The following is a 26,221-nucleotide window of genomic DNA, read 5'->3' on the forward strand; positions in this document are numbered from 1 at the left end:
TGCCTATTCAAGCATGTTTATAATGCCCATTGTAAACACCTTATAATGGGCATTGTTAAAACGCTATATGATCTGTTGGCTCAGATGTGTAAATATAGCTTCGGTCTCATCCGGATGGAACCATGTTATTTCTGGGTCCCGTTTAAACCAAGTCATTTGCTTCCGGGCGTAGACCCGGGAGTTTCGTTTGATTTTCTCCACGGCGAGGTCTAATGTCCATTCTCCGCTGAAGTAATTGAATAATTCTTTATAACCTACCGTGTTCAAGGAATTCAAATGACGGAAGGGATAAGCCCGGCGAGCCTCTTCCAATAATCCTTCGCTCATCATTAGATCTACACGTTGGTTGATGCGGTCGCATAATTCGTCGCGATCTCTATTAAGCCCTACTTTGATGATCCGGAACGGACGCTCTTTCTTAATGTTCGTGCGGAAGGAGGAGTAAGGCTTGCCTGTCATCCGGCAAATCTCTACGGCATGGATCACTCGTTTATAATTATTCCGGTCCACTTCCTCATAATGGACAGGGTCTGCTTCTTTTAATTCAGCGAGGATAGGGGCTAGTCCCTCGGTTTCAAATTGCATGTATAGGGCATCCCGGATCTCCGGTGTAACTGTCGGGATATCGTCAATACCTTTACATACGGCATCGATGTACATCATAGAGCCTCCGGTCATTACGACGGTCGGGATCGTTTTATGTAATTCGGATAGGAGGGAGACCACGTCTTCCTCGAAGTTGCTGGCGCTGTAATAATCGGTAAGCGAGAGAGTGCCTACCATATAATGCTTGACACGAGCCATTTGTTCCGGTGTAGGGGCAGCCGTGCCGATCGGAAGGTCTTTATAGAGCTGACGGGAGTCGGAAGAGATAATCGGAGAGCCGAAACGTTCCGCCACTTGGAGGCTTAACTCGGTCTTTCCGACTCCTGTCGGCCCAAGTAATATAACGAGGGAATTCATCAAAAGCGCTCGTCGTCGTAAGGATTATCCATCGGGCCTTCGCCTAAACCGTCGAAGCCGCTTTTGTCTAATTCGTCCATATCGTATTCGGAATCCCCGTAAAAATCTTCTCCTACGTCCGTACTGCCGTTCTTAGCCTCGAACTCATCGAAAGAAACTATTTGGGCGGGAGGCGTACCTACCGATTTGCTGCAAATAGGAGCATCCAAGTCTTTTCCCGGAACGATCTCACGAAGTTCCATGAAGAAGGCACGTTCGGTCATATAATCGAAAACGAAAAGTAGTTTTTGGTGCTCGTCTTCCAACAATTCTTCCAGTTGAGTATCGGCCATGACATAGCTGTCTTCCTCGGAAGAGGTATCCATCTCCACTAATGTGATCTCTGTCTTTTTACTCCAGTCATCGTCACATATGAAGAAAGAGGTCATTTGATCCTTTGTATAACCTACAGAGTCGAGGATGGCGTTTTGCAAATCCAAGAAAGTAGACTCGGAATCAATCTTGATCTCGCGCTTGAAGTCATCTGCTTCATCTGATAGGATTAGAAATCTAAATAGCATAGTCGTTTAGTTTTATTATCGCCTCAAAAGTAGTAAAAATATGGATATACCCAATATACGTCGCTATAAATAATGAAAGAGGGTGTGCGTCTGATCCCTGTATGGGATTTCTTCTGAACCTGAGGCTGAGATATTAGCGGCAGTTGTCACCTTGAATAGGAATGGATGAACTACCTTAAGGACGGAACGATCCGTCCTGACACCATGGCTCCAGGATTAGGCGAAGCTTGAGGCACGTATGGAAGGACATATGGAAGGACTGGCGGAAGGTAAGGCGGAAGCGAACCTAGAAAACGCCAAGAAGATGAAAGCCATGGGGATCGATCTTGAAATGATCCGGCAGATCACGGGAATTACCCTATAAATAACCTTTTGGTGACATAAATAGCGAATCGGCGCAAACCCCTCATCGTAAGATGTGGATTTGCGCCGATTTGTTTTTGGTTGTCCGGATGTTTGTGTCGCTTATTCGTCGATCGAACCTCTTACGATACCCCGGCTGGAAGACTTGATGAAATTGAGGATCAAATCCCGTTCCTCGCTAGGCTCGTACTCGGTCTCGATCGCTTTCAGCGCCTCCGTATTATTCAAGCCTCGGGTATACAGCGTGCGATAGATGTCTTGAATCAAGAATACCTGCTGATTCGTGAATCCCCGGCGACGTAAACCTACGATATTGATACCGCAATAAACGATCGGATCACGGCCGATCAAGGTATAAGGGGGGATATCTTTTCCGATACGAGAACCGCCTTGTACCATCACGTGCTTGGATATACGCGTGAACTGATGCACCAAGGAACCTCCGCTTACGATAGCGAAATCATCAATCTCTACCTCCCCGGCGATTTGCGAAGCGTTACCGATGATAATATGGTCTTTTAAGACGCAATCATGGGCCACGTGCGAATAAGCCATGATTAAGCAATCGCAGCCTACCACGGTCTTACCTTTGGAAGCGGTACCCCGGTTGATCGTCACGCATTCGCGAAGCGTCGTGTTATCTCCGATTTCCGCCGTCGTGGTTTCTCCCGCGAATTTCATGTCTTGAGGGATACCGGCAACGACCGCTCCCGGGAAAATATTGCAATTTTTACCAATCCGTGCGCCATCCAAGATAACGGCGTGAGAATATATACGGCAATTATCACCGATTACGACATCTTTCTCAATCACGGCAAACGGATCGATAGTTACATTCTGGCCGATCTGGGCCTCTGGATGAACGACTGCTAGAGGAGATATATTCATTATCGTACTTTATCTTATTATTTGTTTTTTACAATCTGAGCCATGAACTCGGCTTCACTAACCAATTTATCACCAACGAATACATACCCTTTCATGGTAGAGATCCCGCGGCGAATCGGTGCCAATAATTCCAGACGTAAGATCAACGTATCGCCCGGAACGACTTTTTGGCGGAATTTCACGCCATCTATTTTCATGAAGTAGGTAGAATAACGCTCTGGCTCATCTACGGAATTCAAGACTAGCAAACCACCTGTTTGTGCCATAGCCTCAACCTGTAGAACTCCCGGCATGACCGGCTCCTGAGGGAAATGCCCTTGGAAGAACGGTTCGTTGGTCGTGATGTTCTTTACGCCTACGATATAGTTCCCGCCAACCTCGATAATCTTGTCAACCAATAAGAACGGATAGCGGTGCGGCAATAATTCACGGATACGGTTGATATCCATCACCGGCTCACGGTTCGGATCGTATACCGGGGCTTGCACCTCGTTCATCTTGATATCCTTGCGGATCATACGAGCTAACTGGTTATTGATCTTATGTCCCGGACGGGTAGCGATCACACGTCCGCGGATCGGCTTACCGATCAAGGCGATATCTCCGATCACGTCGATCAATTTATGACGTGCCGGTTCGTTATCGAATACAAGCGGCTTGTTATTGATATAGCCTAATTCCTGCACGTTCTTGTGAGGGATGTTCAGCATATCTGCCAATTTGTCCAAAGATTCTTGCGGTATCTTTTGGTCGTAGATAACGATCGCGTTGTCTAAATCGCCACCCTTGATCAAGTTGTGGTTGAGCAACATCTCCACTTCGCGTACGAATACGAACGTACGTGAAGCCGCCAATTCTGTCGGGAATTCGCTGAGATCGTTTAACGTGGCGAATTGGTTGGAAAGCACGGGCGAATCGAATGAGATCAATACGTTCACGCTGAACTTATCATCCGGAAGGATGATCAACGAAGAACCGGTTTCCTCATCTTTTACCTCGATCTTGTGCTTTACGATATAATAATCCTTCGGAGCGTTTTGCTCAACAACCCCTGTCTTTTGGATTTCCTCGGAGAAGAAGCGAGAACTTCCGTCTAGGATCGGAAACTCGGGTGCGTTTACCTCGATCAAGCAGTTATCGATCTCATAAGCGTATAAAGCCGCCATCGCGTGCTCGATCGTACTTACTTGAACGCCATTCTTGCTAAGCACCGTACCCCGTTGTGTATTAACCACGTTCTCGGCCAAGGCGTCAATCGTCGGTTGGCCTTCCATATCGACACGTTTGATCTTGTATCCATGGTTCTCGGGTGCGGGATTAAACGTAATCTCTATATCTAATCCGGTATGCAACCCTTTTCCTTTCAAGGAGAAACTTGCCGCAAGCGTTTTCTGTTTTTGCATAGGTCTTTATTGTTTATTAATTTCTTTCTTGAGTTGTTCGATCTCCCGTTGCATTTGCCCCAGCGAGCGGTATATATCCGGAAGACGGTTGAAGATCGCGCTGGAACGCATGAAGTTCTTAGCGTTGATCGCCGGCGCCCCGAGCAATGTCGTCGCTTCCTTCACGTCGCTGATAACGCCAGCCTGAGCTCCGAATACGACGTGGTCCGCCACATGGATATGTCCGGCCAAACCAACTTGTCCGCCAAACATACAATGCTTTCCTACTTTTACGGAACCGGCGATGCCGACTTGCGCCGCCATCACGGTATTCTCGCCTACCTCCACGTTATGAGCGATTTGTACGAGATTGTCCAGCTTAACGCCTCGGCGAATGATCGTAGAATCCATCACCGCACGGTCAATTGTCGTATTGGCTCCGATCTCTACATCATCCTCGATAATAACGTTGCCTAATTGCGGGATTTTCTTGTAAGTCTCACCTTCGGGAGCGAATCCGAAACCGTCAGCCCCGACTACGCTACCGGCATGAAGGATACAATTATTGCCGATCGTACAATTCTCGTAAACGGTGGCATGCGGATAGAATACGCAGTTATCTCCTACCGTCACGTGATCACCGATATAAGCGTGCGGGTATACCATACAGTTCTTACCCATTTTTACGCCTTCTCCGATGTAGGCGAAGTTACCGACATAACAATCGTCGCTCACGGTCGCGGAAGCGGCGATAAAAGCGGTAGAATCAACCCCCTTCTTTTTGCTCTTCGATTGCTCTACCAAATTTAATAACATCGCGAGCGCCGCATAAGCGTTCTCTACTTTTACAAGTGTGGCTCTTATCGGTTGTTCCGGTTTGAAATCATTATTCACCAAAACAATGCTTGCCTCGGTATTATAAATATGATGCGCATATTTAAGATTCGCCAAAAAGGTCAATGTACCTGGCTTTCCTTCTTCTATTTTAGAGAAGTTGCTGACTTTAACGTTCGGATCTCCTTCAATCGTTCCGTTCAGGAAGCCGGCAATTTGTTGGGCTGAAAACTCCATTACTTATTCAATTATATATGTATCTTCGTTGACTGTCCGCTGTTTATAGACAGTTAGTTTGCAAAAATGGTGAAAATTCTTTATATAGCCTATGCTTTGCAGGGAATAATTCCCTTATCATGTAGATAACCGGCCATTTCTTTCTGTACGGCATGTGCCGCCTCACGGGCTACGTTGGCGAAAGCCTCCGTCTTATCCGCGTAAATAATCGCACGGGAAGAATTTACCAAAAGACCGCATTGGTCGTTCATCCCGTATTGAGCTACTTCCGCCAAGCTTCCGCCTTGAGCGCCCACGCCCGGGACTAACAAGAAATGATTCGGAGCCTGTTTACGAATATCAAGGAACATCTTGCCTTGGGTAGCGCCCACTACATACATCATTTGCTCGTCGGTTGCCCACTCTTGCGATTTCTTTAATACTTTCTCGAAAAGACGTTCACCATTCGCGTCTTCCGTCATTTGAAAATCATGTGAGCCTTTATTGGAGGTCAAGGCCAATAAGATTACCCAAGCCTCCGGGTAGATCAAGAATGGTTTTACGCTATCCTCGCCCATATAGGGAGCGACCGTTACGGCATCTACCTTGATATGATCGAAGAAAGAACGGGCATACATCTCGGAGGTATTTCCGATATCACCACGTTTCGCGTCGGCGATGATAAATTGATCGGGATAATTCTCCCGTAAGTAAGCCACAGTCTTCTCAAAAGCCATCATGCCCTTTGTACCAAGGCTCTCGTAAAAAGCCAGATTCGGCTTGTAAGCGACACAATAATCGGCGGTAGCGTCGATGATCGCTTTATTGAACGCGAAAATAGGATCTTCTTCCGACAATAGATGTTGCGGGATCTTTTTTATATCTGTATCTAATCCGACACAAAGGAAGGATTGTTTCTTTTTAATATTCTCGAATAGCTGTTGTTTGTTCATTTTCTTTTCAGTATGAAATGATTGGATGTGTTTACAATTCAGACTCTTTCAATCGCTCAGCGTTCTCCGCTACGATCAGGTGATCCAAGCAATCTTGAATTTCGCCGTCCATAAAGGCTGAAAGATTATAGATCGTGTAATTGATACGGTGATCCGTGATACGCCCTTGCGGGTAATTGTACGTACGGATCTTCGCGGAGCGGTCACCGGTAGATACCATGGTCTTACGCTTGCTGGCGATATCGTCCAAGTATTTCTGGTGTTCCTTGTCATAAATAAACGAACGAAGACGGGTAAGCGCCCTTTCTTTGTTCTTCGGTTGGTCTCGTGTCTCCGTACATTCGATCAAGATTTCCTCACTCACACCTGTAATGGGGTTCTTCCAGACATAACGCAGGCGAACACCTGATTCCACCTTGTTTACGTTCTGACCACCGGCACCACCGGAGCGGAAGGTATCCCATTTAATCTCCCCTTCATTAATCTCAACATCAAATTCATCCGCCTCAGGCAATACGGCGACCGTGGCGGCGGAGGTATGTACACGTCCTTGCGTCTCCGTAGCCGGTACGCGCTGTACGCGGTGTACACCGGACTCATACTTCAACGTACCGTATACTTTCTCGCCCGATACCGTGAAGATGATTTCCTTAAAGCCGCCGGATGAGCCTTCGCTAAAGCTAGACACGCTTATTTTCCATCCCTTCAGTTCGCAATACTTCACGTACATACGATATAGATCACCGGCGAAAAGGGCGGCTTCGTCACCTCCCGTTCCTCCTCGTATCTCAACGATCGCGTTCTTGTCGTCTTGCGGATCAGCGGGAACGAGCAATAATTTTATCTCTTCTTCCAAAGCGGGAATACGTTCGTTGCAGGTATCCAGCTCTTCACGAGCCATTTCCCGCATTTCCGGATCTTGCTCGGACTCAAGCAAGGCTTTCGCTTCCTCGATCCCGTTCAATACTTTCACGTATTCCGAACGAGCTCCCACGATTTTCTCCAAATCACGGTACTCTTTGTTCAGTTTTACGAACCGTTTCATGTCGGCGATCACCGCCGGGTCGGTAATAAGCGTACCGACTTCCTCGAAACGGCTCACTAATCCGTCTAATTTACCAAGTAAACTATTTTCGGCCATTTATCTTTATTAATAGGTGAAGCGACCTTTCTCGCTTTCGATAATCAATTCATTTTTATCAGCTTCCTCTACGAAACCCACGATTTGCGCATCAATACCAAAGCTTTTTGAGATGCTGATTACTTCTTCCGCATGCTCGGGAGCGATGTAGATCTCCATCCGGTGTCCCATATTGAATACCTTGTACATCTCGCTCCAGTCCGTACCACTCTGCTCCTGAATCGTGCGGAATAACGGTGGGATAGGGAAGAGATTGTCCTTGGTTACACGCTTGTTCTCTACGAAGTGCATAACTTTTGTCTGAGCCCCTCCCGAACAATGTACCATGCCATGGATCTGGGAGCGTAGTTTATCAAGCAATACCTTAATTACCGGCGCATAGGTACGTGTCGGCGAAAGCACCATCTTTCCGGCGTCGATCCCTAATTCCTCGATCTTATCCGTAAGTTTCAATCCTCCGGAGTAAACCAATTCTTCGGGAACGGCGGCATCGTAGCTTTCCGGATATTTCTGCGCTAAATACTTGGAGAAGACATCATGGCGGGCAGAGGTCAGACCGTTACTACCCATACCTCCATTGTATTCTTTCTCGTAAGTGGCTTGTCCGGAAGATGCCAGACCTACGATCACGTCTCCTCCTTGGATATTCTTATTGTCGATTACGTCCGAACGTTTCATGCGGCAAGTGACTGTACTATCTACGATGATGGTACGAACTAAGTCGCCAACGTCTGCGGTCTCGCCACCTGTCGCATAGCAACCAACGCCCATCTCACGTAACTCTGCCAGCAACTCATCTGTTCCATTGATGATCGCCGAGATCACCTCGCCCGGAACCAACAGCTTGTTACGTCCAATTGTAGAAGAGACCAAGATATTGTCTACGGCACCTACACAAAGCAGGTCGTCGATATTCATGATAAGAGCGTCTTGGGCGATACCTTTCCACACCGAAAGATCTCCGGTCTCTTTCCAGTACATATACGCCAAGGACGATTTGGTACCGGCGCCATCCGCATGCATAATATTACAATATTCAGGATCACCGCCTAAGATATCGGGGATGATCTTACAGAACGCTTTCGGAAAAATTCCCTTATCGATGTTCTTTATCGCGTTGTGAACATCTTCTTTTGAAGCGGAAACGCCTCGCAGGTTATAACGTTGATCACTCATTGTACTATATTATTTGAACCGCAAAGGTAATACTTTTTTATGTTACTTATCTAAGTTTTAAGACATCTCCTTCCTCCGGGATGTAATCTTTGTCTTTTTTATTCATTTTATACAGACTCTTGATCTGGATTCCGTACATCTGCGCGATACTGTGCATAGACTCTCCGACTTGTACCACGTGGTCGTAATTCGGCTTGTCCGCTTTCTTCTTTTTCTTTTCCAGATATACGATATCGCCTTCCTGCAACGGGAAGTCCTCGGGCACCTCGTTGAATTTCATCAACTGCTTGGCCTTGAATCCCATGCTTCGGGCGATCTGGTCGAAACTGTCGTTATCCTTAGCGTATACATAGATCAAACCGTGGGTACGATAGACTTGATAATTGAACACCGGAAGATTTTGCTTCTTGGTAGAGGTCTTCTTTGTTCCCTTACCGGAGTCAAAGCGGTATAACTCATAATCTTCGATAACCTTGATTAATTTATTTGCGTAAGCACGATCGGTGGCGTAACCGCATTTTTGTAGTCCTTTGGCCCAGCCTTTGTAATCCTTGATGTTTAATTTGAACAGGCGTTCGTAGCGGGAGCGTTCGGCGAGGAAGCGGGAATGGTCATCATAAGAATCCTCTACTCGTTTGTATTTCCGGAAGCACTCTCCCCGCAGGTCGTCGTCGTGATAGACCCTGCCGCCTCGCCAGTCCGAATGGCATTTGATACCGAAGTGATTGTTGGAGCGTCTGGCCAAGTCGCTTTGCCCAGCTCCGGATTCCAGTAATCCTTGCGCTAAGGTGATACTTGCCGGAATGCGATATTTCTTTTGGTGTTGAATCGCCAAATCACTGTATTTACTGATGTATTTTTGATAGGAAGTCAGCTTCCGCTGGCTTTCTGCCCCTGCGCTTAAACAGGCGAGGGACAATAATAATATACCTAAAAAATGAAGGGATAAACGCATAACTGTTCTTTTCGATCCGATTTTACCGGACAAATATATAAAAGAAAATACATATCTATTGGGAATTGATGGGTTAAAAATAGGAGATACGGGCTAGATAATCGTAATGCTCCCCATCTTCTATTTTTTCCGCTTTAAAGCCGGCTTGCCTTGCGTATAGATTCAGCGTGTTGAAATCTATATATAACCAATCAAATGAATCCCCTTTGATACTTTTATATTGCATGCGGAAATCGATCTCTCCGAAATAATCATCCTCGGGGGCGATATCCAGATTCCCGTCTTCATCTTCAAATAAATAACTTAAGTCGCTAGAGTCAAGTAAAAGCTGTCCGTCCCGGGCTAGAACCTCTTTTAAGCGGTGAAAGAAAGCCGGGAGATTTTCCAGTTTACCGATAATCCCGGAACCGTTCATTAAGAGAAGAATGGTATCGAATGGTCCGGTTAAGCTCCTGTCAAAAAAATTCTGTAAGCGGGCGTCTTTTACGCCCCGTTTGTTCATGGCCTCTATGGAAAGAGGGGATATGTCGATAGCGGTAACCTCTTTACCCATTTCCTGTAAAGCCAAGGTGTGGCATCCACTTCCGGCACCAACATCCAATATTTTACCTGTACTGAGTTGAAGGGCTTTCTGTTCCAAGGAGGGCATTTCTTGGAAAGTCCGGAATAATTGATTCACGGGAATCTCATCTTCATCGAACATGGAGGAGAATACACGGAGTTTGCTCGCTTTTCCATGTGCGAGATAATCGATGATAGCGGCGCCCATCGGGTCTTTATCGGATGTAAGAAGCATTGAATGCATATGTCTTTGTTCTATATTAAGGTATATTCTATGATGTGGGTGCGAAATTAATATATTCTTTTTATATTTATAGCCTATAAGAATTATAGTTATGTTTCTTTCAAAACATTAAAACAATCAAGAAAATGAAAGAATTGAAATTAGAGACCCGGGTAGAGGTCTATGCGGTAGGAGAATTGGACAATATATATAGGCAATTGTACGAGGCCGCTTTTGAAGCCTCGAAAAAAGCTTATGCTCCTTATTCCAAGTTTCATGTGGGAGCGGCGGTTCTATTGGAGAATGGGGAGATACTTTCCGGAAATAATCAGGAAAACGCAGCCTATCCGTCTGGGCTTTGCGCGGAGCGGACCACCTTATTTTATGCGGGAGCACGTTATCCGGATGCGGCAGTTCAGATTTTGGCGATTGCGGCTATGAAGGATGGGGAACGTGTGGATCTTATCACGCCTTGTGGTGCCTGCCGGCAAGTGATGTTGGAAACCGAGCAACGTTATAACAAACCTATGAAAGTCCTTCTTTGTGGAAAAGAGGAAGCGTATCTCGTTCCGAGCGCGACGGCCTTGTTGCCGTTTTGTTTCAGTAAGTCTGATTTGATCTGATAGAATAAAAAGAGGCAAGAACGATTCTCGCCCTTGCCTCTATATGTAATAATTAAGTTCGATTAGATCCCTAAAGAAGCCTTGATCTGATTGATCTTTTCTTCTGCCGCTTTCTCTGCCTCCGGCAATTCATCGATACTCTTTACCTTGGAGTGAACCTCGCAATAGAATTTGATCTTCGGTTCTGTTCCGGAAGGACGGATAGATACTTTCGTATTATCTTCCGTGAAGTATTGAAGCACATTAGAGGTAGTAGGCATATCTAATGTAACGGTTTCGTTCTCTGCATAGTCCTTACCTTTCAATGTAGAGTAATCGTAGAAATAAGTTACCTTAGAGCCTGCGATCTCTGTCAATGGGTTCTCGCGGAACTTTTTCATCATAGCCTCGATCTCTTCCGCTCCACTCTTGCCTTTCTTCACGACAGAGATACCTTTCTCCTTAGAGAAGCCGTATTCCACGTAAATCTTCTGAAGCAATTGATACAAACTCAAACCTTGATCTTTTGCCCAAGCTGCGATCTCGGCTAAGATAACGCAAGCGGAAACAGCGTCTTTATCGCGAACGAAATCCTCGCAAAGGAATCCGTAGCTTTCCTCGCCACCACCAATATAGTTTTTCTTGCCTTCGTTCTCACGCATAACGTTAGCGATCCATTTGAAGCCTGTATAAACATCGTACATTTCTACGCCATTACGCTCGGCGATCGTCTTGATCGTCTCTGTCGTAACGATTGTCTTTACGATATATTCTTTACCATTGATCTTACCTAACTCTTTCCAGCGGGTGATTAAATAGTAAACGAACATCAAAGCGGTTTGGTTACCATTCAAAAGTACCCATTCGCCTTCGTTATTCTTAACGGCGGCACCTACACGGTCTGCGTCCGGATCGGAAGCCATTACCAATTCAGCGTCAGTCTCTTTTGCTTTCTCTACAGCCATAGCTAAAGCAGCCGGCTCTTCCGGGTTCGGAGAGATAACCGTCGGGAAATCACCGCTAACAACATCTTGTTCCGGTACATGGATAATGTTCGTGAATCCGTAAGCTTTCAAAGCGGCAGGAACCAATTTAACACCTGTTCCGTGAATTGGAGTATACACGATCTTCATGTCCTTATGACGGGAAATAGCCTCCGGAGACAAAGAAATCGTTGTTAATTCCTTGATATATTCATCATCGATCGCTTGTCCGATGATCTCGATCAATTCTTTATTTCCTTTGAATTTAATCTCGCTAGCGTTACGGATCTTGTTAACCTCGGCGATCGTATTCTTATCGTGCGGGGCGATCATTTGTGCGCCATCATCCCAATAAGCCTTGTATCCGTTGTATTCTTTCGGATTGTGAGAAGCCGTCAAGATGATACCGCTCTGGCATCCCAGTTTACGGATAGCGAATGACATTTCCGGAGTCGGACGCAGGTCTTCGAATAAATAAACCTTGATACCGTTAGCGGAGAAGATATCGGCTGATATTTCCGCGAACTTACGGCTGTTGTTACGGCAATCGTGGCCGATGACAACCTTTATCTGTTCTAAATCCGCAAATTCCTTTTTCAGATAGTTGGATAAACCTTGGGTGGCCGCACCAACCGTATATATATTCATACGATTTGAACCTACCCCCATGATTCCGCGCAATCCACCTGTTCCGAATTCTAGGTCTTTATAAAAACACTCGATTAACTCAGTAGAATCTTCGTTGTCAAGTAACGCTTGAACTTGAGCACGAGTTTCCGCATCATAACTTTTCGTAAGCCATCCTTGTGCCTTACTTCTTACCATTTCTAATAAGTCGTTGTTTTCCATGTTTATAATATTATTGTGTTTATTGTTGAGCAATCTACTCAATACGATAAATATACAAGAAACAAATATACGAATTTCTTAAAGTAAAGCAATCAAAGGACTTATATTTTGCCTAAAAAATACGATAAATCGTCCTACCAAGTAAACGGATGTGTATAAATCGACTCATTTCCGCAAGCATCCGTTACGATTAATTTAAGTTCATGCTTGCCTCTTTGCAACCTCTCTTTATCGAAGCGATAGGTAATAACCGATTTATTATTCATCTCGAATAAGACAAACTGCCCGTCTATTTCTCCCCGGTAGGTTTGTACCCCGCTTAAGTTATCGGACAAACGGAATATGAAGTTCTGTTTGTTGATCCACGTCTGTTGGTTGATCGGCGTGATAACCGGAGCCTTTGTATCTTGTTGTATCTTATAACTGCCCAATTCCTTGATATTTGCGTCGATCCAGCCATTACGGTATGTACCGCCCATCCAAGAGGCACGTCCGTTTTGTAAGCGAACCACACCATATTGTTGTTTATTCTCAAGCGTATCGCTTTGCAAGAATAGTGATAACTGGGCCGTTCCATGCAAAGGGATTGGCTTATCGTGCAATATGTGGGTGGCTGATAATGAGGTACTATCTTCTTTCACCGAATAGCGGAAGTAGAGGTCATTATATAGATTACCTTTAGGCAGGACGAGACGGATACCTTTAGCGCCGAACCTATTCTCGCCACCCCAATGGAATAATTCTGTATGAGTCGTATCGATCTGGGGGATCTCTTGTTTCTTTCCCTCGATCCAGATGGATAAACGGGTGGCATTGCCGAAAGCGTCAGCAAGTGTATACGTCAAATGATAGGTACGAGGTTCATCTATACGCAAGATTCCCCGGTTTACGCTTTCAAGGAAGCGTAGACGGTTTCCCGGCTCGATGAAACTACGCATATAGAAAGAGCGATGATCTTTCCATTCTTCGTAATCTGTGAATGTGTTCAGATAACGGGTCTCGTCAAATGCGAACCTATCGAGATTACTATGGAAAATCACTTGGCTGTCCGCCGTGAGCGTGATTTCTCGTACGCCATAAATGTTAGTCGTATTATCCATATAATCATAGGCTTTTACAGCGAGCCCTATTTCTCCCCATGCCTCGATTTTTCCAGTGATTGTCTGTTTCCCGTTTTTCGCCGTGACGGGTTTTATCTCAAGCTTCTTGCTTTTGCCGTTTACTACGCCTTTTCCTTCGATGGGGACGATCTGTATTCCTTGGATTTTAGGAGGACGGGTATCGGTTATCCGATCCGAGAAATAATCCAAGGGGTCCATGACTTCCTCGGTCTCGGTGTCTCGTATCTCAAAATGGAGATGAGGTCCACCAGAGCTTCCGGTATTGCCGCTTAACGCTACGACTTCATTTTTCTCGACAGGAAGCAAATCCGGCGTAAGGAAGAGATTTACATTGAAACTTTCTTGTGCGTATTGTTGCTCTTTTACATAATTCGCTATTTTCTTCGAGAATTTTTGTAGATGGCCGTATACGGTGGTCGTTCCATCCGGGTGTGTGATGTAAAGCCCGTTACCGTAGCCCCATGGACTTACGGATATACGTGATACGTATCCTTCTTGTACTGTATGTACGGGTTTACCTTCTACCCCTTGTGTCTTGAAGTCTATTCCGGAATGGAAATGATTGCTTCTTAACTCACCGAAGTTCCCGCTCAGTAAGATCGGGAAATCGAAAGGATTCCTAAGTTGCTGGGCGTTTGTGTTGATTATGTGGGAGCCGATGATCGCGAATAGACCGGCTAGATATATGGATCTAATATTCATAGGTATTACGTATTTTGTGATACAAAGATAGTGTTTTTTGTGTCTATGGAAAACACGTACGTGTTTTTACGGGCATATTTGGAAATCGATGACTAATGGCAGGTGGTCACTAAAACCGCCCTCATATTTAAAGCCGTAATAGGTTCGAAAAGGACGTACCCCCCGCCATGTTTTATCCTTAGTCAATAAAAAATCGGGAGCGAATATGTGGATGCTTTCCGGAATGATATGCATGGAAGACTCTTGCGTGATGAGATCCCGGTTTACGATTATTTGATCGAGTTGGCTCCATTCGCCTTGGTATTTATGACTACCCGGGAATTGAGTTATATAGGGGCTTGCGAACAAATTATAATAGGTACAAGATGTGGAATCTGTGATCTGCGTATTTTCAGGAAAGGCTTGGGCAGCGAATATCTCGGAAATACTTCTGTCTTGAGGGGTATCATTGAAGTCTCCCATAATGAGTATCTGCGGTTTTTCTCGTATCAGTAACAGGGAATCGCTAGATCCCCGTAAAGTGCGGGCCGCGTCAAAACGATCCTTTTCACTTTCTTTTTCTCCTCCATAGCGGGAGGGGAAATGACACACGAAAACGTCTAAGGTATCGCCTGTTATGATCTTTCCATATACGTGTAGGATATCTCGGGTTAATTTGTGTTTGTTCCCGGAAAAACGAATTGGAATGGATTCATGTCGTAAATAAAAGAATTGATCTCGTTGATAAAGAAGAGCGATATTAATACCTCTGGGATCGGGGCTTTGAGTGATAATATATCGGTAATCCTGCCAGCGGAGCGGTGTGCGACGGGTAAGATGAGACAGGACGGAGTCATTCTCGACTTCGCAAAGAGCTATTAAGGCCGGTGTGCTCCATTCCCCGGCAGCGCTTATTACTTTCGCTATTTGTTGTAGCTTATGATAGTAGCGGCTTTGTGTCCAGTACCGGTTGCCGGAAGGTAGAAATTCATCGTCATTCTTGGTTGGATTATCCCTTGTGTCGAAAAAGTTCTCCACATTATAGGTCATGACCTTGAACGTAGCTTGGGCAAATAACGGAGGGGAGGCAAAGAATAAAAGAAAAAACATAAAAATCTTCATAGTTAAAGCTTTGATTAATTGTTAATATGTAATGTATTCTTATTCGTTTGAATCTTCGGTCTCTTCCTGAACAAACTCGTAGGCTCCTATGGTCGGGCCGTTCGAACTGGTTAGCCGGTTGACACCGTAACGATCGATCGGATAATTCTTCGTTATCTCGGGATCTGCTTTTCCGACTCCGGTAGTCGATACGGAATCTGGCCGGAAATCATAGGTGTATTTATTTTGCTTGCCTCCTACTTTCCGATAGGAAGGAGTCTTTTTGATAAACAAGACCTCCTTGAAGTGATCGCTGGAGGATTCTTTGGCTTTAAGCGCACAGTGATTGAACCGATAATCGAAATCTGTACTGCCATCTGCTTTTAATTCGACATCGTAACTTCCATCGATAGTGCAATTGTCAAAATAAGCTTGCGTGATAGGATACGGGCCATTTCCGTCTACTGTTACGTTATTGAGCAAGTACAGGCATTTACTATCCAAAGGAACAGTCTCGCTGGCCATTTCCCTTTTGGTTAAACTCATGTAATTAGCCATCGTACAGTGAGCGAAGTAATATTTACCACCGACTAAAGTGAGTACACTTCCTCCGGCATTGCTGAATTCCGTATTTGTAGCGATAACATCACAATTGATGGCGAAGAATAGATCGCTCCCCATATTCGTGATCTGTGAGTTGTTTATCTTGATCTTTGGCCGGTCCGGGGTGGAAGGCTCGCAATATACACCGGAGGTACCATTACGTACGATTACATTATCCCAGACATTCCCGTAGCTATCCGCCTTAAAGGTAATGCCTCCCCATTGTCCGGGAGTCCGGTCATACGGTAATATATCATTTAGTATATAATCCAAACGGTCGCCTCGGAAAGTGATAGGCTCATCCAAGGTGCCTAAAGCGTTCATGGAGCCGTGAACGATCAGGCTCGCTTTATCATGCATATAGAAAGTAGCCCCCTTCTCGATATTCAATGAAACCCCTTTAGCGATAACCAAACTATCGTAGATCAAATAAGGACGATTAGCCGTGAGGATAGAATCTTTTGTAATCGTAACACCGCCTTTGTAAAGATTAACATCCTGCCCATAGGCTTCCAATAATACGGATTGACGGATGCCATTCACGGTGAAAAGTACGGAATCCTGTATCAACAGAGGTTGATTGCCCCCATTCGGATCGACCGTTACTTCCACGAATACATACATGCTGTCGTTGGCGAGTATCCCTACATTATTAAATGAGCTACCTTTGCGTCCATCCACATTCATGCGGAAGCCGGTAGCCTCTCCACTGGCCAGCATGATGGACTCAATGCTCAGAGGTTCACTATTTTTATTGTAGATCATAAATTGACGAGTGGTAGAACCGATCGTACTGAAGATCGTGTCAAAAGCGAGCGTGTCTGTCGAGAAGCTTAGCCGGTAAGTCGGGTTGGTGGAATAATGATCATCCAAACCGTCGCATGCCGGAAGCATGTTCAACAGAAGCGTCGCGAGTATAAATAGCGTTATCGTTAATCTTTTCATTTTCGTAAATGTTAACTGTAAATATCTTGTGTTCTTGTTTCAATAGATAAACAAAATTATCATAAAAAAGTTGCAAGACATTAACATAAAAAAAGAGGATAGACACGGTTATCGTGTCTTTCCTCTTCTTATAACGCAAAAAACGTTGGTTTATTTTGCGGGGATGCTCTTTAATAATTCAAGAAGGTGGCTCCACCATAAACCGACCGTAGCGATCTCGATACGCTCGTTGGGTGAATGTACGTCACGCAAAGTAGGCCCGAAAGAGATCATATCCAGTTTCGGATATTTTTCCAAGAACAAACCGCACTCTAATCCGGCGTGGATGGCCATGATCTTGGCGTCTTTGTTGAATAGGCGTTTGTAAGTCTCCTGTGCGATCTTCAAGATCTTAGAGTCGGGGTTCGGGGCCCATCCCGGATAGCCGTCGCCATGTTTTACATCTGCTCCAGCCAATAGGAACGTGGAGGCTACCGTATTGGCGATAGCGATCTTGCATGATTCGATAGAGCTACGCTGGCTGGTACCGATCAAGATCGTATTGCCTTCTTTCATCTTTACGGAAGCAAGGTTGGTAGAAGTCTCTACCAAGCCTTCTATATCGTGGCTCATACCGATTACGCCGTGCGGACAAGCGTGCAAGGCGTAGATTAATTTCTCGGCGGTGGCATTGTCGATATGATACTCCGGACGATCCGTGGACTCCATCGCTAACTGAACGTTCGGATCTACATGTTTCAACTCATTTTCAACGTCGGCGGCGAAATGGTTCAGCAAGATACGTACATCCTCCTTATTTTCCGGATGCAAGCCGAGCACGGCGTGTGCCTCGCGAGCGATTGCGTTACGTAAGTTTCCTCCATCGATAGAGCAAAGAACGAAATCATATTTCTTTTTCAATAAGAATAAGAAACGAACCAAGATCTTGTTGGCATTGCCTAATCCTTTGTGGATCTCGCCACCGGAGTGACCGCCATTCAGCCCTTTCACGTCGATACGGAAATACTGCATCTTATCGGACGTAGGAACTGGCTCGTAATGGAAAGTCGCTTGTGTGTCTTTACCTCCGGCGCAACCCATAAAGATCTCTCCCTCGTCCTCGCTATCGAGATTTAACAAGATATCTCCGGTCATGAAACCTTCTTTCAAGGCTTTCGCTCCAGTCAAACCTGTTTCTTCGTCTACCGTGAACAAACATTCGATCGGACCGTGTTGGATATCATCGGAGGCAAGCAAAGCCAACTCGGCCGCTACACCGATACCATTATCGGCTCCCAAAGTAGTGCCGTTGGCACGCAGCCATTCGCCGTCGACGATCGTCTCGATCGGATCATTGTCGAAATCGTGTTTCGTACCGTTATTTTTCTCGCAAACCATATCCATGTGAGACTGCAATACGACTACCGGACGATCCTCCATTCCCGGAGTGGCAGGCTTTGACATTAAAAGGTTGCCGGCTTCATCTTTCTTGATAGCTATTTTGTACTCTTTCGCGAATGATTCTAGGAATTCAATCATTTTGCCTTCCTTTTTTGAGGGGCGAGGCACTTGGGTTACTTGATGGAAGAACTTCCATACGATAGTAGGCTTTAAATCAGTAATCTTCATAATGTTACAATGTATTATAGATGTTACTCTAAAGTTAATAAAACCGCAACTGAAAGAGCTTAGTTCGAAAAAAAGTAGAATAAAATGCCAAAAAGACACTTAGTAATCACTTAAACTCTTATATTTGCGTCCACAAATATAGAGAAAATGCTTACAACGTTATTATTTACGGTCATAATTCTTGTTATCAGCGTCGTGTTGCTATCGATAAAAGTGCTGTTGAAAAAGGGAGGAAGGTTCCCGAATACGCATATCGAAGGAAACAGGGCGTTGGGTAAGAAAGGTATATTTTGCGCGAAGACCATGGATCGTATGGCGGTTAAGCAAAAGGGGCTCTATGACATCATGAACGAAATAAAAGAATAAAAAAATAAGATTTAAATTGCACTTTATGAAGAACATTAACTACGTTATTAACGGTGTGCTAGCGGTGGCTGTCGTAATCTTGTATATTATGCAATTTTCCGGCAAGAAAGAATCAAGCGTAACAAGAACATTCGCGTCAGCGGGAGACACAACGGCCTTACTTCCGATCGCTTATGTAAATGTGGATTCCCTGTTACTTAATTACAATTATTCCAAGGATCTGAACGAGATCATCTTGAAGAAACAAGAGAATTCCCGTGCTAACATCACCCAGAAAGCCCGTAGTTTACAAGGCGAGATGCAAGATTTCCAGCGTAAGGTAGAAAATAACGCTTTCCTTACCCGTGAGAGGGCGGAGCAAGAGCAACAACGTTTATTGAATAAGCAACAAGAGTTGCAGAACTTAGATAACCAATTGGCTCAAGAGTTGATGCAAGAGCAGCAGAAGTTGAACGAGCAATTACGCGATACGGTTGTTTCTCAATTGAAGGCTTTCAATCTGGGTAGGGGCTATCAAGTGGTATTCAGCAATACGGTAGGAGATAATATCCTTTTGGCTGGCGATTCCTATGATATCACAGGCGAATTGCTGGAATACTTGAATAAGAATTATTCCTCTCCGGCCAAGTAAGCTATTAATAGAATTTATAAAAGAAAGGGTGTATCAAAGGAACGTTTGATACACCCTTTTTAACGGTACTTACCGGGGATTTTATAGAAGATATACTGTATCTGCAAAGTAATATATACTGCGTTGGCCTGGTCAGTATATATTCATCGGTCGAGACTGCGTTTTGCGGCCAATTACTCTTTAGGAGTAACGAAAGCGGTATATACTTGTAAGATAGCGGCTACGCTCAAGCAAAGGATCCACTCGGTACGGTTGTTGAACATAAAGCCGGAAGATACGATCATTAGAAGTCCGGCGAATACGTTGAAACGGTGGAGCCGACGGCGACGAAAGTCCAAGTCCTTAACCGGAAGGGTCAGATAGCAAACGGCTATACCCGCCGCACCGGCAGCGAATAAATAAGGGGCGACAGCCCAATGAGTAAGAAACAATACGGCACCGGCTAATACGAGTAATCCCGCTACGCCGAAAATAATCGATCTGATTTGTTGATTCATTTATTTGTCCTTGATAATAAAAACATCCTCGTTCGACCTTTTCATAAAATACTCTTCACGGGCGAAACGTTCCAGTCCCTCCTTGTCCGTATGCAGGTCGTTTAATTTCTTGCTGTTGATCTCGATCTCCTTTTGATAATGTTTGATCTCTTTCTCCAAGCCGCGTATTTTCTCGTCGTACGTATAGCGTTTATACAGGCTGCTATCGCCCACCGTAAAGGTGACGATAAGGAACACGATGGTAACCAACCAATAAGCGTTGATCCACGATAGATACTTTATGTAAAACTCTTTTATGCGTGACATCGAAACATCGTTTTCGCGAAGATAATGAATTATTTTGTTTATCTTTGTCTTATCAATAAAAAGCAGAGAATGGATAATTATATTGTATCGGCAAGAAAATATCGCCCGTCCACTTTCCGGAGTGTAGTAGGGCAGAAGTCTCTTTCCACTACGCTGAAAAACGCGATACAAAGTAACAAATTAGCGCATGCTTATCTGTTTTGCGGTCCTCGTGGAGTAGGAAAGACCTCGTGTGCCCGTATCTTTGCGAAGACAATCAATTGCTTGAATCCGACGGCGGATGGCGAGGCTTGCAATGCGTGCGAGTCGTGCCGGGCTTTCAATGAGCAGCGTTCTTACAATATCCATGAACTGGATGCCGCCTCGAATAACTCGGTGGACGATATCCGTACCTTGATCGACCAAGTGCGTATCCCGCCTCCAATCGGTAAATACAAAGTCTTCATTATTGACGAGGTTCATATGTTGACGACCGCCGCTTTCAACGCATTCTTGAAGACATTGGAGGAACCTCCGCATCATGCTCTCTTTATCTTGGCTACGACCGAGAAGCACAAGGTGCTTCCCACGATCCTTTCCCGTTGTCAGATCTATGATTTCTCCCGTATATCCATCGCCGACATGGTGGAGCATCTGCAATATGTCTCTTCGCAGGAGGGGGTAACAGCGGAACCGGAAGCCTTGAACGTGATCGCCCAGAAAGCGGATGGAGGTATGCGCGACGCTTTGTCTATCTTTGACCAAGTGGTAAGTTTCACGAATGGCAATATCACGTATCAAGCGGTTATCGATAACTTGAACGTGCTGGATTATGAGTATTATTTTCGTCTGACGGATGCGATCTTATCTGGCAATGTGCGGGCATCTTTATTGATCTTGAACGAGATATTAGGCAAAGGATTCGACGGGCAGAATATCATAACCGGTTTGGCCGGGCATTTCCGGGATTTATTGGTATGCCGGGATGAGTCCACCTTGGTGCTATTCGAGGTGGGGGCTTCTATACGTGAACGATATAAGGAGATGGCGAAACATTGTCCGGATCAACTTCTGTTCAAGGCGATAGAGCTAGCGAATACGTGTGATTTGAATTATCGTGCCAGCCGCAATAAGCGTCTTTTATTGGAATTGACGTTGATTCAGCTCTGTCAATTAACACAGGTAGCCGCCGACGATAAAAAAAAAGCGCTGATTGAGCCGATCGCCGGGACGAATCCAGCTTCTCAAGCGGTGAATAGCGGGAAGCCTCAACAGCCGCCTCAAGCTCCTTCAGTTACGGCAGCGGCCGGTGCTCCACAAGTTATGAGTACGCACATGCCGAGCTCGGTTCCTGCGCCACCTCCGTCTACAGCGCCTAATCCGGTTCGTAGAACGGCTCGTCCGATGGGAATCTCCATGAAGGAGATCGGAGTGGAGAAGCCTAAGCAACAAACCGTTCAACAAGCGACAACGAACGTAAAGGAGGTAGTAACTCCCTTTGACAATGATTCCTTGGTTCGTGAATGGGATAATTACGCCGCAACGATTGACAAGAAAGTGTATCTTAAGAATACGATGATCAATTGCAAGCCTACCTTGCAAGAGAATTATTATTTTGAGGTAGCTGTACATAACCCGGGGCAGCAAGAGGAATTGATCAATAACGCGATCCATATCCTGCCATTTCTCCGCCAGCATCTTACTAATAGCCGTATCCAGATGCGTGTCCGGATCGTAGAGGGAAATGAGAAGCATTTGGCTTATACATCCACGGAGAAGCTAGAGTTGCTGATGAAGATAAATCCTACCTTGGGTCGTTTGAGGGATGAATTTAATTTGACGTTAGATTAAGTAGATATGCTAAAGATCCCAAGAAGAGGGATCTTTAGTCTTATTTTTATTCCTTTGTCTCAAGATAAACCACTTGAGTTTGCAAATACTCCTCAAGTCCATGTTTTCCGTCCGCACCACCGATTCCGGATTTACGCCATCCCGCGTGGAAGCCTTGCATAGCCTCAAAATTCTCACGGTTAATATAAGTCTCCCCGAATTTTAAGGAACGCATTACCTTGAATGCGTTATCCAAGTTTTGTGTATATACGGAAGATGTCAATCCATATTCGCAATCATTCGCCCATGCGATAGCGTCGTTGATATCTGAATATTCGACAACCGGCAGTATGGGGCCAAAAGTCTCTTCTTGTATGATATCCATTTTCTGTGTAACACAATCCAAAACGGTCGGTTCGAAGAAATATCCTTTTGTACCGATCCTATGGCCACCACACAGTAGCCTAGCACCTTGTTGGATCGCTCTCTCTACTTTTTTCTCCATAGACTCCAATGCGCTGGCTTCAATAAGCGGTCCCATATCCAGATCCGCGACCTCATTGGGATTTCCTACTTTTACCTGCTTCATGCCGGCGACTAGTTTTTCCATGAAGGTCTCTTTTATCGCTTTGTCTACATAAACCCGTTCGGCACAATTACATACCTGTCCGGTATTGATCACACGAGAGGCAATAATAGACTTAACAGCAAGATCGATATCTGCGTCCTTCATCACGATAGCCGGGGCTTTACCTCCTAACTCCAGAGAAACTTTCGTGATATTAGGAGCGGCAGCTGCCATGGTTTGTTGTCCGGCTCCCACGCTTCCAGTCAGACTAACCATACCTACTTTCGGATTCGCCGCGAGTTCATGCCCAATCACGCTACCCCGTCCATTTACCAGATTGAAAACACCGGCAGGCAAACCTGCCTCCTCCACGATCTGTGCGAATACGTATGCGTTCTCTGGCGTAAGCTGGCTAGGTTTTATCACGATCGTATTTCCGGTGATCAAGGCCGGAGCGGCTTTACGAGCGACTAGAAAGAATGGGAAATTCCAAGGTAGGATACCTGTCGTTACTCCAATCGGTCTCTTAAATAAGAAAATGTTTTCATGAGGGCGGTCACTGGGAATGATTTCCCCTTCGTACCGACGGGCCCAGCCTGCCATGTAATCCATATAATCCGCGGTAAAAAGAACTTCAACATTGGCGAGTCCTTGGGTTTTGCCTCCTTCACGGACGATGATGTCGGTCAGTTCCTTCTCTCTCTTACGGATGCCTGCCGCTATCTTTGTCAGATAAGCCGCCCTTTCTATAGAGGGTGTTCTTTCCCATTGATTCTGCGCTTTCTCTGCGGCATCGATCGCTTTTCTGGCATCTTCAACCGTCCCGTCGGGCATCAGTGAAATAACCTCTTCGGTAGAAGGATTCAATACCTTGATCCATTTCCCAGACTCATTCTCAATGAATCTGCCATCTATAAACATTTTCAATTCTTTCATGATACTATTTTTAGGTTGAATAATTTGTTCTTAAAAGTACGGGAAAGGAAGGAATGGCAATGTTTTAAAAATGATAATAGTTCTATCAGAAATGATAGTGAATCAAGATAATAGGGTAGATATAGAAAAACAGCCTCAAGAAGTTGATCTTCTCAAGGCTGTTTTTTTATAGAATGATCGTTTTTCGTTTTAGCAGGCTTTGAAGCTCATATCCAAGCTCTTCACGGAGTGAGTCAAAGCCCCTACGGAGATGAAGTCTACGCCACATTCCGCGTAATCACGTAATGTGTCGAACGTGATACCGCCGGAAGACTCTACCTCGAAACGTCCGTTGATGCGGCGAACCGCTTCTTTTGTATTCTCGATATTGAAATTATCCAACATGATACGATCGATACCGCCTACTTTCATGGCTTGTTCCAACTCGTCGAAGTTACGAACCTCGATCTCGATCTTTAGGCTCTTTCCTTTCTCTTTCAGATAGTTTTGCGCACGTGTGATCGCCTGCTCGATGCCTCCGGCGAAATCCACATGATTATCTTTCAATAAGATCATATCGAACAAACCGATGCGATGGTTCATGCCGCCACCGATACGTACGGCCTCTTTCTCGATCATACGCATACCGGGAGTTGTCTTGCGAGTATCCAAAACGTGTGTCTTGGTGCCTTCCAACGCCTTGGCGTATTTACGGGTCGTAGTAGCGATACCGCTCATGCGTTGCATAACGTTCAGCATCAACCGCTCGGTCTGCAATAAGGATTGGATCTTACCTTCCACCACGAACGCTATATCCCCTTTTTTCACTTCGGCTCCGTCTTGTATAAAGACCGTCATTTTTAGTTCCGGATCGAAGTCGTGGAAGATACGTTTAGCCATTTCCACGCCGGCCAATACGCCATCTTCCTTGATGATCAGCTGGCTTTTCCCCATCGCTGTCTCGGGGATGCAACATAAGGTGGTATGATCACCATCGCCAATATCCTCGGCAAACGCTAATTTGATTAAGTCGTCAATAAGTTTGTCCATCTTTTATTCTATTCTGATTGATTGTATAATCGCTGTATTCCCTTCGGCACGGTACGTGATGTTTACACGGTACTCACCGGAAGACGTCGGAAGCTTTCCGACAAGGAAACCGCTTTCCTTTTTATCCGCATGATGTACGACCGAGAATCCGGAAGGCTTATTCGAACTGAAAAATGAGGACAACATAGAGACGGCCTCACTTCCGTTACATTTCTTAGAGGAACCGGGCAAGGCTACATCCACCACCTTATCCATAGCACCGGATAGAGAGGAGGCATTTCCTGCCTTGAAAGCATTTGATATACTGGTAATATCCGCCGCCTGCGCACATGCGAATGCGAATATCAAGGCGAATGTAAGTAAGAGTCGTTTCATAAGCTTTCTTTATTTTATTGAGTAATTAGTGGCAAAGGTATGTATTTTTCTTGTAACTTAGCCTTTCTAAACCTGTAAATGTAAGTAGATGAAGATTGGACTGATTGTGATTGGTAAGACGGATGCCGGTTATTTTGTGGAGGCTATCAATGAGTATAAAAATCGCTTGACGCATTATATACCCTTTGAAATGGAAGTCATACCGGATATAAAGAACGTGAAGAACCTCTCAGAGGCGCAGCAAAAGGAGAAAGAGGGCGAATTGATTTTAAAGGCTTTGCAGCCCGGCGATTATTTGGTGTTGCTGGACGAGAAAGGGAAGGAGTTCACCTCCATGCAATTTTCTACTTATCTGGAAAAGAAAATGCATACGGTCCCGAAACGCTTGGTATTTGTGGTGGGCGGTCCTTACGGTTTTAGTGAGGCCGTGTATAAGGCGGCATCGGAAAAGATCTCGTTGAGCAAGATGACTTTTTCCCACCAGATGATCCGATTGATCTTTATCGAGCAGATTTACCGGGCGATGACGATCTTGAATAACGAGCCTTACCATCATGAATAACCGCATCGTTTAACGCCGGTATCCGCATAGCCCTACGCCTATACTGGCGTAAGTTCACACCGATACTGCCGTGAGGCTATGCGAATACTGGTGTTTTTCTCCCGGATTAATGGACTAATTTCAGGCCGACGATCCCTATCAATATCAAGGATAAGAACAATAATCTGAATATATTCGCGGAATCATGGAAAAACAAGATTCCAAGAAGAACAGTCCCTATAGCCCCGATCCCGGTCCAGATTACATAAGCCGTACCGATCGGGATGCTTTTCTGGGCGAGATATAAGAAATAACCGCTTAAGCCCATGGATAAGATCGATAAACCTATAAACCAAATAAAATATTTGGAATGCATACTTGCTAATTTAAAGCCCAGCGGCCAGCCGATCTCGAATAATCCGGCTATAATTAACAGAATCCAAGCCATATAGAAT

The 26,221-nt window shown here is 45.1% G+C and carries 27 protein-coding genes; 6 read left to right on the plus strand and 21 right to left on the minus strand.

Annotation, left to right across the window (positions count from 1 at the left end; genetic code table 11):
* Nucleotides 1–63 precede the first annotated feature (63 nt).
* Nucleotides 64–963, minus strand: coding sequence for a tRNA (adenosine(37)-N6)-dimethylallyltransferase MiaA (miaA, locus tag DW205_RS18440; RefSeq protein WP_005854367.1), 900 nt, complete (start codon nucleotides 961–963; stop codon nucleotides 64–66).
* A complete protein-coding gene (locus tag DW205_RS18445; protein ID WP_005854369.1) occupies nucleotides 963–1,523 on the minus strand; it encodes a hypothetical protein in 561 nt (186 codons plus the stop codon). Before DW205_RS18445 ends, miaA begins: the two co-directional genes overlap by 1 nt.
* Before the next feature lie 238 nt (nucleotides 1,524–1,761).
* Here DW205_RS18445 and DW205_RS22895 point away from each other — a divergent pair, with 238 nt between their 5' ends.
* Complete coding sequence (locus DW205_RS22895; protein WP_008773553.1) at nucleotides 1,762–1,887, plus strand: hypothetical protein; 126 nt, start codon at nucleotides 1,762–1,764, stop codon at nucleotides 1,885–1,887.
* Nucleotides 1,888–1,988: 101 nt separating this feature from the next.
* On the opposite strand, the gene lpxA is transcribed toward DW205_RS22895, so the two are convergent.
* The 8 genes from lpxA to DW205_RS18490 all read right to left on the minus strand — a co-directional run bounded on the left by lpxA (nucleotide 1,989) and on the right by DW205_RS18490 (nucleotide 10,236).
* Nucleotides 1,989–2,774: an acyl-ACP--UDP-N-acetylglucosamine O-acyltransferase gene (lpxA, locus tag DW205_RS18455; RefSeq protein ID WP_005864347.1), complete on the minus strand. Its 786-nt coding sequence runs from the start codon at nucleotides 2,772–2,774 to the stop codon at nucleotides 1,989–1,991.
* Nucleotides 2,775–2,791: 17 nt separating this feature from the next.
* Nucleotides 2,792–4,177: a bifunctional UDP-3-O-[3-hydroxymyristoyl] N-acetylglucosamine deacetylase/3-hydroxyacyl-ACP dehydratase gene (locus tag DW205_RS18460; RefSeq protein ID WP_005864349.1), complete on the minus strand. Its 1,386-nt coding sequence runs from the start codon at nucleotides 4,175–4,177 to the stop codon at nucleotides 2,792–2,794.
* Between the two features lie 6 nt (nucleotides 4,178–4,183).
* Nucleotides 4,184–5,227, minus strand: a complete 1,044-nt coding sequence (gene lpxD, locus DW205_RS18465; RefSeq protein WP_005864351.1) for a UDP-3-O-(3-hydroxymyristoyl)glucosamine N-acyltransferase — start codon at nucleotides 5,225–5,227, stop codon at nucleotides 4,184–4,186.
* An 89-nt stretch (nucleotides 5,228–5,316) separates the two neighbouring features.
* Nucleotides 5,317–6,159, minus strand: a complete 843-nt coding sequence (gene pyrF, locus DW205_RS18470; protein WP_005864353.1) for an orotidine-5'-phosphate decarboxylase — start codon at nucleotides 6,157–6,159, stop codon at nucleotides 5,317–5,319.
* Between the two features lie 31 nt (nucleotides 6,160–6,190).
* Nucleotides 6,191–7,300 (minus strand): peptide chain release factor 1, encoded by a 1,110-nt coding sequence (gene prfA, locus DW205_RS18475; RefSeq protein WP_005854384.1) that lies wholly within the window; start codon nucleotides 7,298–7,300, stop codon nucleotides 6,191–6,193.
* A 9-nt stretch (nucleotides 7,301–7,309) separates the two neighbouring features.
* Nucleotides 7,310–8,476 carry an AIR synthase related protein gene (locus tag DW205_RS18480; protein ID WP_005864354.1) on the minus strand — a complete coding sequence of 389 codons (1,167 nt, stop codon included), beginning with the start codon at nucleotides 8,474–8,476 and terminating at the stop codon, nucleotides 7,310–7,312.
* A 46-nt stretch (nucleotides 8,477–8,522) separates the two neighbouring features.
* Nucleotides 8,523–9,431: a glucosaminidase domain-containing protein gene (locus DW205_RS18485; RefSeq protein WP_005864355.1), complete on the minus strand. Its 909-nt coding sequence runs from the start codon at nucleotides 9,429–9,431 to the stop codon at nucleotides 8,523–8,525.
* 73 nt (nucleotides 9,432–9,504) lie between these two features.
* Complete coding sequence (locus tag DW205_RS18490) at nucleotides 9,505–10,236, minus strand: bifunctional 2-polyprenyl-6-hydroxyphenol methylase/3-demethylubiquinol 3-O-methyltransferase UbiG (protein ID WP_005864356.1); 732 nt, start codon at nucleotides 10,234–10,236, stop codon at nucleotides 9,505–9,507.
* 125 nt (nucleotides 10,237–10,361) lie between these two features.
* On the opposite strand from DW205_RS18490, the gene cdd reads away from it, so the two are divergent.
* Nucleotides 10,362–10,838 (plus strand): cytidine deaminase, encoded by a 477-nt coding sequence (gene cdd / locus DW205_RS18495; RefSeq protein ID WP_005864357.1) that lies wholly within the window; start codon nucleotides 10,362–10,364, stop codon nucleotides 10,836–10,838.
* Nucleotides 10,839–10,900: 62 nt separating this feature from the next.
* Here the strand turns inward: cdd and DW205_RS18500 are convergent, their stop codons facing one another.
* From DW205_RS18500 to DW205_RS18520, 5 genes are all read right to left on the minus strand, one after another.
* Complete coding sequence (locus DW205_RS18500) at nucleotides 10,901–12,649, minus strand: phospho-sugar mutase (protein WP_005864358.1); 1,749 nt, start codon at nucleotides 12,647–12,649, stop codon at nucleotides 10,901–10,903.
* Nucleotides 12,650–12,783: 134 nt separating this feature from the next.
* The gene (locus DW205_RS18505) at nucleotides 12,784–14,472 is read right to left on the minus strand and encodes a M23 family metallopeptidase (RefSeq protein ID WP_005864359.1); all 1,689 of its coding nucleotides are present in this window, start codon (nucleotides 14,470–14,472) and stop codon (nucleotides 12,784–12,786) included.
* Nucleotides 14,473–14,538: 66 nt separating this feature from the next.
* On the minus strand, nucleotides 14,539–15,573 hold the full coding sequence (locus DW205_RS18510) for an endonuclease/exonuclease/phosphatase family protein (RefSeq protein ID WP_005864360.1): 1,035 nt from the start codon (nucleotides 15,571–15,573) through the stop codon (nucleotides 14,539–14,541).
* 39 nt (nucleotides 15,574–15,612) lie between these two features.
* Nucleotides 15,613–17,100 (minus strand): hypothetical protein, encoded by a 1,488-nt coding sequence (locus tag DW205_RS18515; protein ID WP_005864361.1) that lies wholly within the window; start codon nucleotides 17,098–17,100, stop codon nucleotides 15,613–15,615.
* A 150-nt stretch (nucleotides 17,101–17,250) separates the two neighbouring features.
* A complete protein-coding gene (locus DW205_RS18520; protein WP_005864362.1) occupies nucleotides 17,251–18,708 on the minus strand; it encodes an aminoacyl-histidine dipeptidase in 1,458 nt (485 codons plus the stop codon).
* Between the two features lie 147 nt (nucleotides 18,709–18,855).
* Here DW205_RS18520 and DW205_RS18525 point away from each other — a divergent pair, with 147 nt between their 5' ends.
* Both DW205_RS18525 and DW205_RS18530 read left to right on the plus strand, forming a co-directional pair.
* Nucleotides 18,856–19,074: a hypothetical protein gene (locus DW205_RS18525; protein WP_005854411.1), complete on the plus strand. Its 219-nt coding sequence runs from the start codon at nucleotides 18,856–18,858 to the stop codon at nucleotides 19,072–19,074.
* Between the two features lie 25 nt (nucleotides 19,075–19,099).
* Nucleotides 19,100–19,705, plus strand: coding sequence for an OmpH family outer membrane protein (locus DW205_RS18530; protein WP_005854413.1), 606 nt, complete (start codon nucleotides 19,100–19,102; stop codon nucleotides 19,703–19,705).
* A 173-nt stretch (nucleotides 19,706–19,878) separates the two neighbouring features.
* On the opposite strand, the gene DW205_RS18535 is transcribed toward DW205_RS18530, so the two are convergent.
* Both DW205_RS18535 and DW205_RS18540 read right to left on the minus strand, forming a co-directional pair.
* On the minus strand, nucleotides 19,879–20,202 hold the full coding sequence (locus tag DW205_RS18535; protein ID WP_005864364.1) for a hypothetical protein: 324 nt from the start codon (nucleotides 20,200–20,202) through the stop codon (nucleotides 19,879–19,881).
* Complete coding sequence (locus DW205_RS18540) at nucleotides 20,203–20,508, minus strand: septum formation initiator family protein (RefSeq protein WP_005854418.1); 306 nt, start codon at nucleotides 20,506–20,508, stop codon at nucleotides 20,203–20,205.
* A 69-nt stretch (nucleotides 20,509–20,577) separates the two neighbouring features.
* On the opposite strand from DW205_RS18540, the gene DW205_RS18545 reads away from it, so the two are divergent.
* Nucleotides 20,578–22,338: a DNA polymerase III subunit gamma/tau gene (locus tag DW205_RS18545; RefSeq protein WP_005864366.1), complete on the plus strand. Its 1,761-nt coding sequence runs from the start codon at nucleotides 20,578–20,580 to the stop codon at nucleotides 22,336–22,338.
* A gap of 46 nt (nucleotides 22,339–22,384) precedes the next feature.
* Here the strand turns inward: DW205_RS18545 and aldA are convergent, their stop codons facing one another.
* The 3 genes from aldA to DW205_RS18560 all read right to left on the minus strand — a co-directional run bounded on the left by aldA (nucleotide 22,385) and on the right by DW205_RS18560 (nucleotide 25,225).
* Nucleotides 22,385–23,821, minus strand: coding sequence for an aldehyde dehydrogenase (gene aldA / locus DW205_RS18550; RefSeq protein WP_005864368.1), 1,437 nt, complete (start codon nucleotides 23,819–23,821; stop codon nucleotides 22,385–22,387).
* Between the two features lie 189 nt (nucleotides 23,822–24,010).
* A complete protein-coding gene (nadC, locus tag DW205_RS18555) occupies nucleotides 24,011–24,850 on the minus strand; it encodes a carboxylating nicotinate-nucleotide diphosphorylase (RefSeq protein WP_005854425.1) in 840 nt (279 codons plus the stop codon).
* A gap of 3 nt (nucleotides 24,851–24,853) precedes the next feature.
* Entirely contained in the window at nucleotides 24,854–25,225 is a 372-nt protein-coding gene (locus DW205_RS18560; protein WP_005864370.1) for a DUF4783 domain-containing protein, read from the minus strand.
* A gap of 88 nt (nucleotides 25,226–25,313) precedes the next feature.
* Here DW205_RS18560 and rlmH point away from each other — a divergent pair, with 88 nt between their 5' ends.
* Entirely contained in the window at nucleotides 25,314–25,787 is a 474-nt protein-coding gene (gene rlmH, locus DW205_RS18565) for a 23S rRNA (pseudouridine(1915)-N(3))-methyltransferase RlmH (protein ID WP_005854430.1), read from the plus strand.
* 106 nt (nucleotides 25,788–25,893) lie between these two features.
* Here rlmH and DW205_RS18570 read toward each other — a convergent pair whose 3' ends face one another.
* On the minus strand, nucleotides 25,894–26,214 hold the full coding sequence (locus DW205_RS18570) for a multidrug efflux SMR transporter (protein ID WP_005854432.1): 321 nt from the start codon (nucleotides 26,212–26,214) through the stop codon (nucleotides 25,894–25,896).
* Nucleotides 26,215–26,221: the final 7 nt, after the last annotated feature.

This window comes from Parabacteroides sp. AM17-47 (genome assembly GCF_003434625.1).
GTDB lineage: Bacteria > Bacteroidota > Bacteroidia > Bacteroidales > Tannerellaceae > Parabacteroides > Parabacteroides distasonis.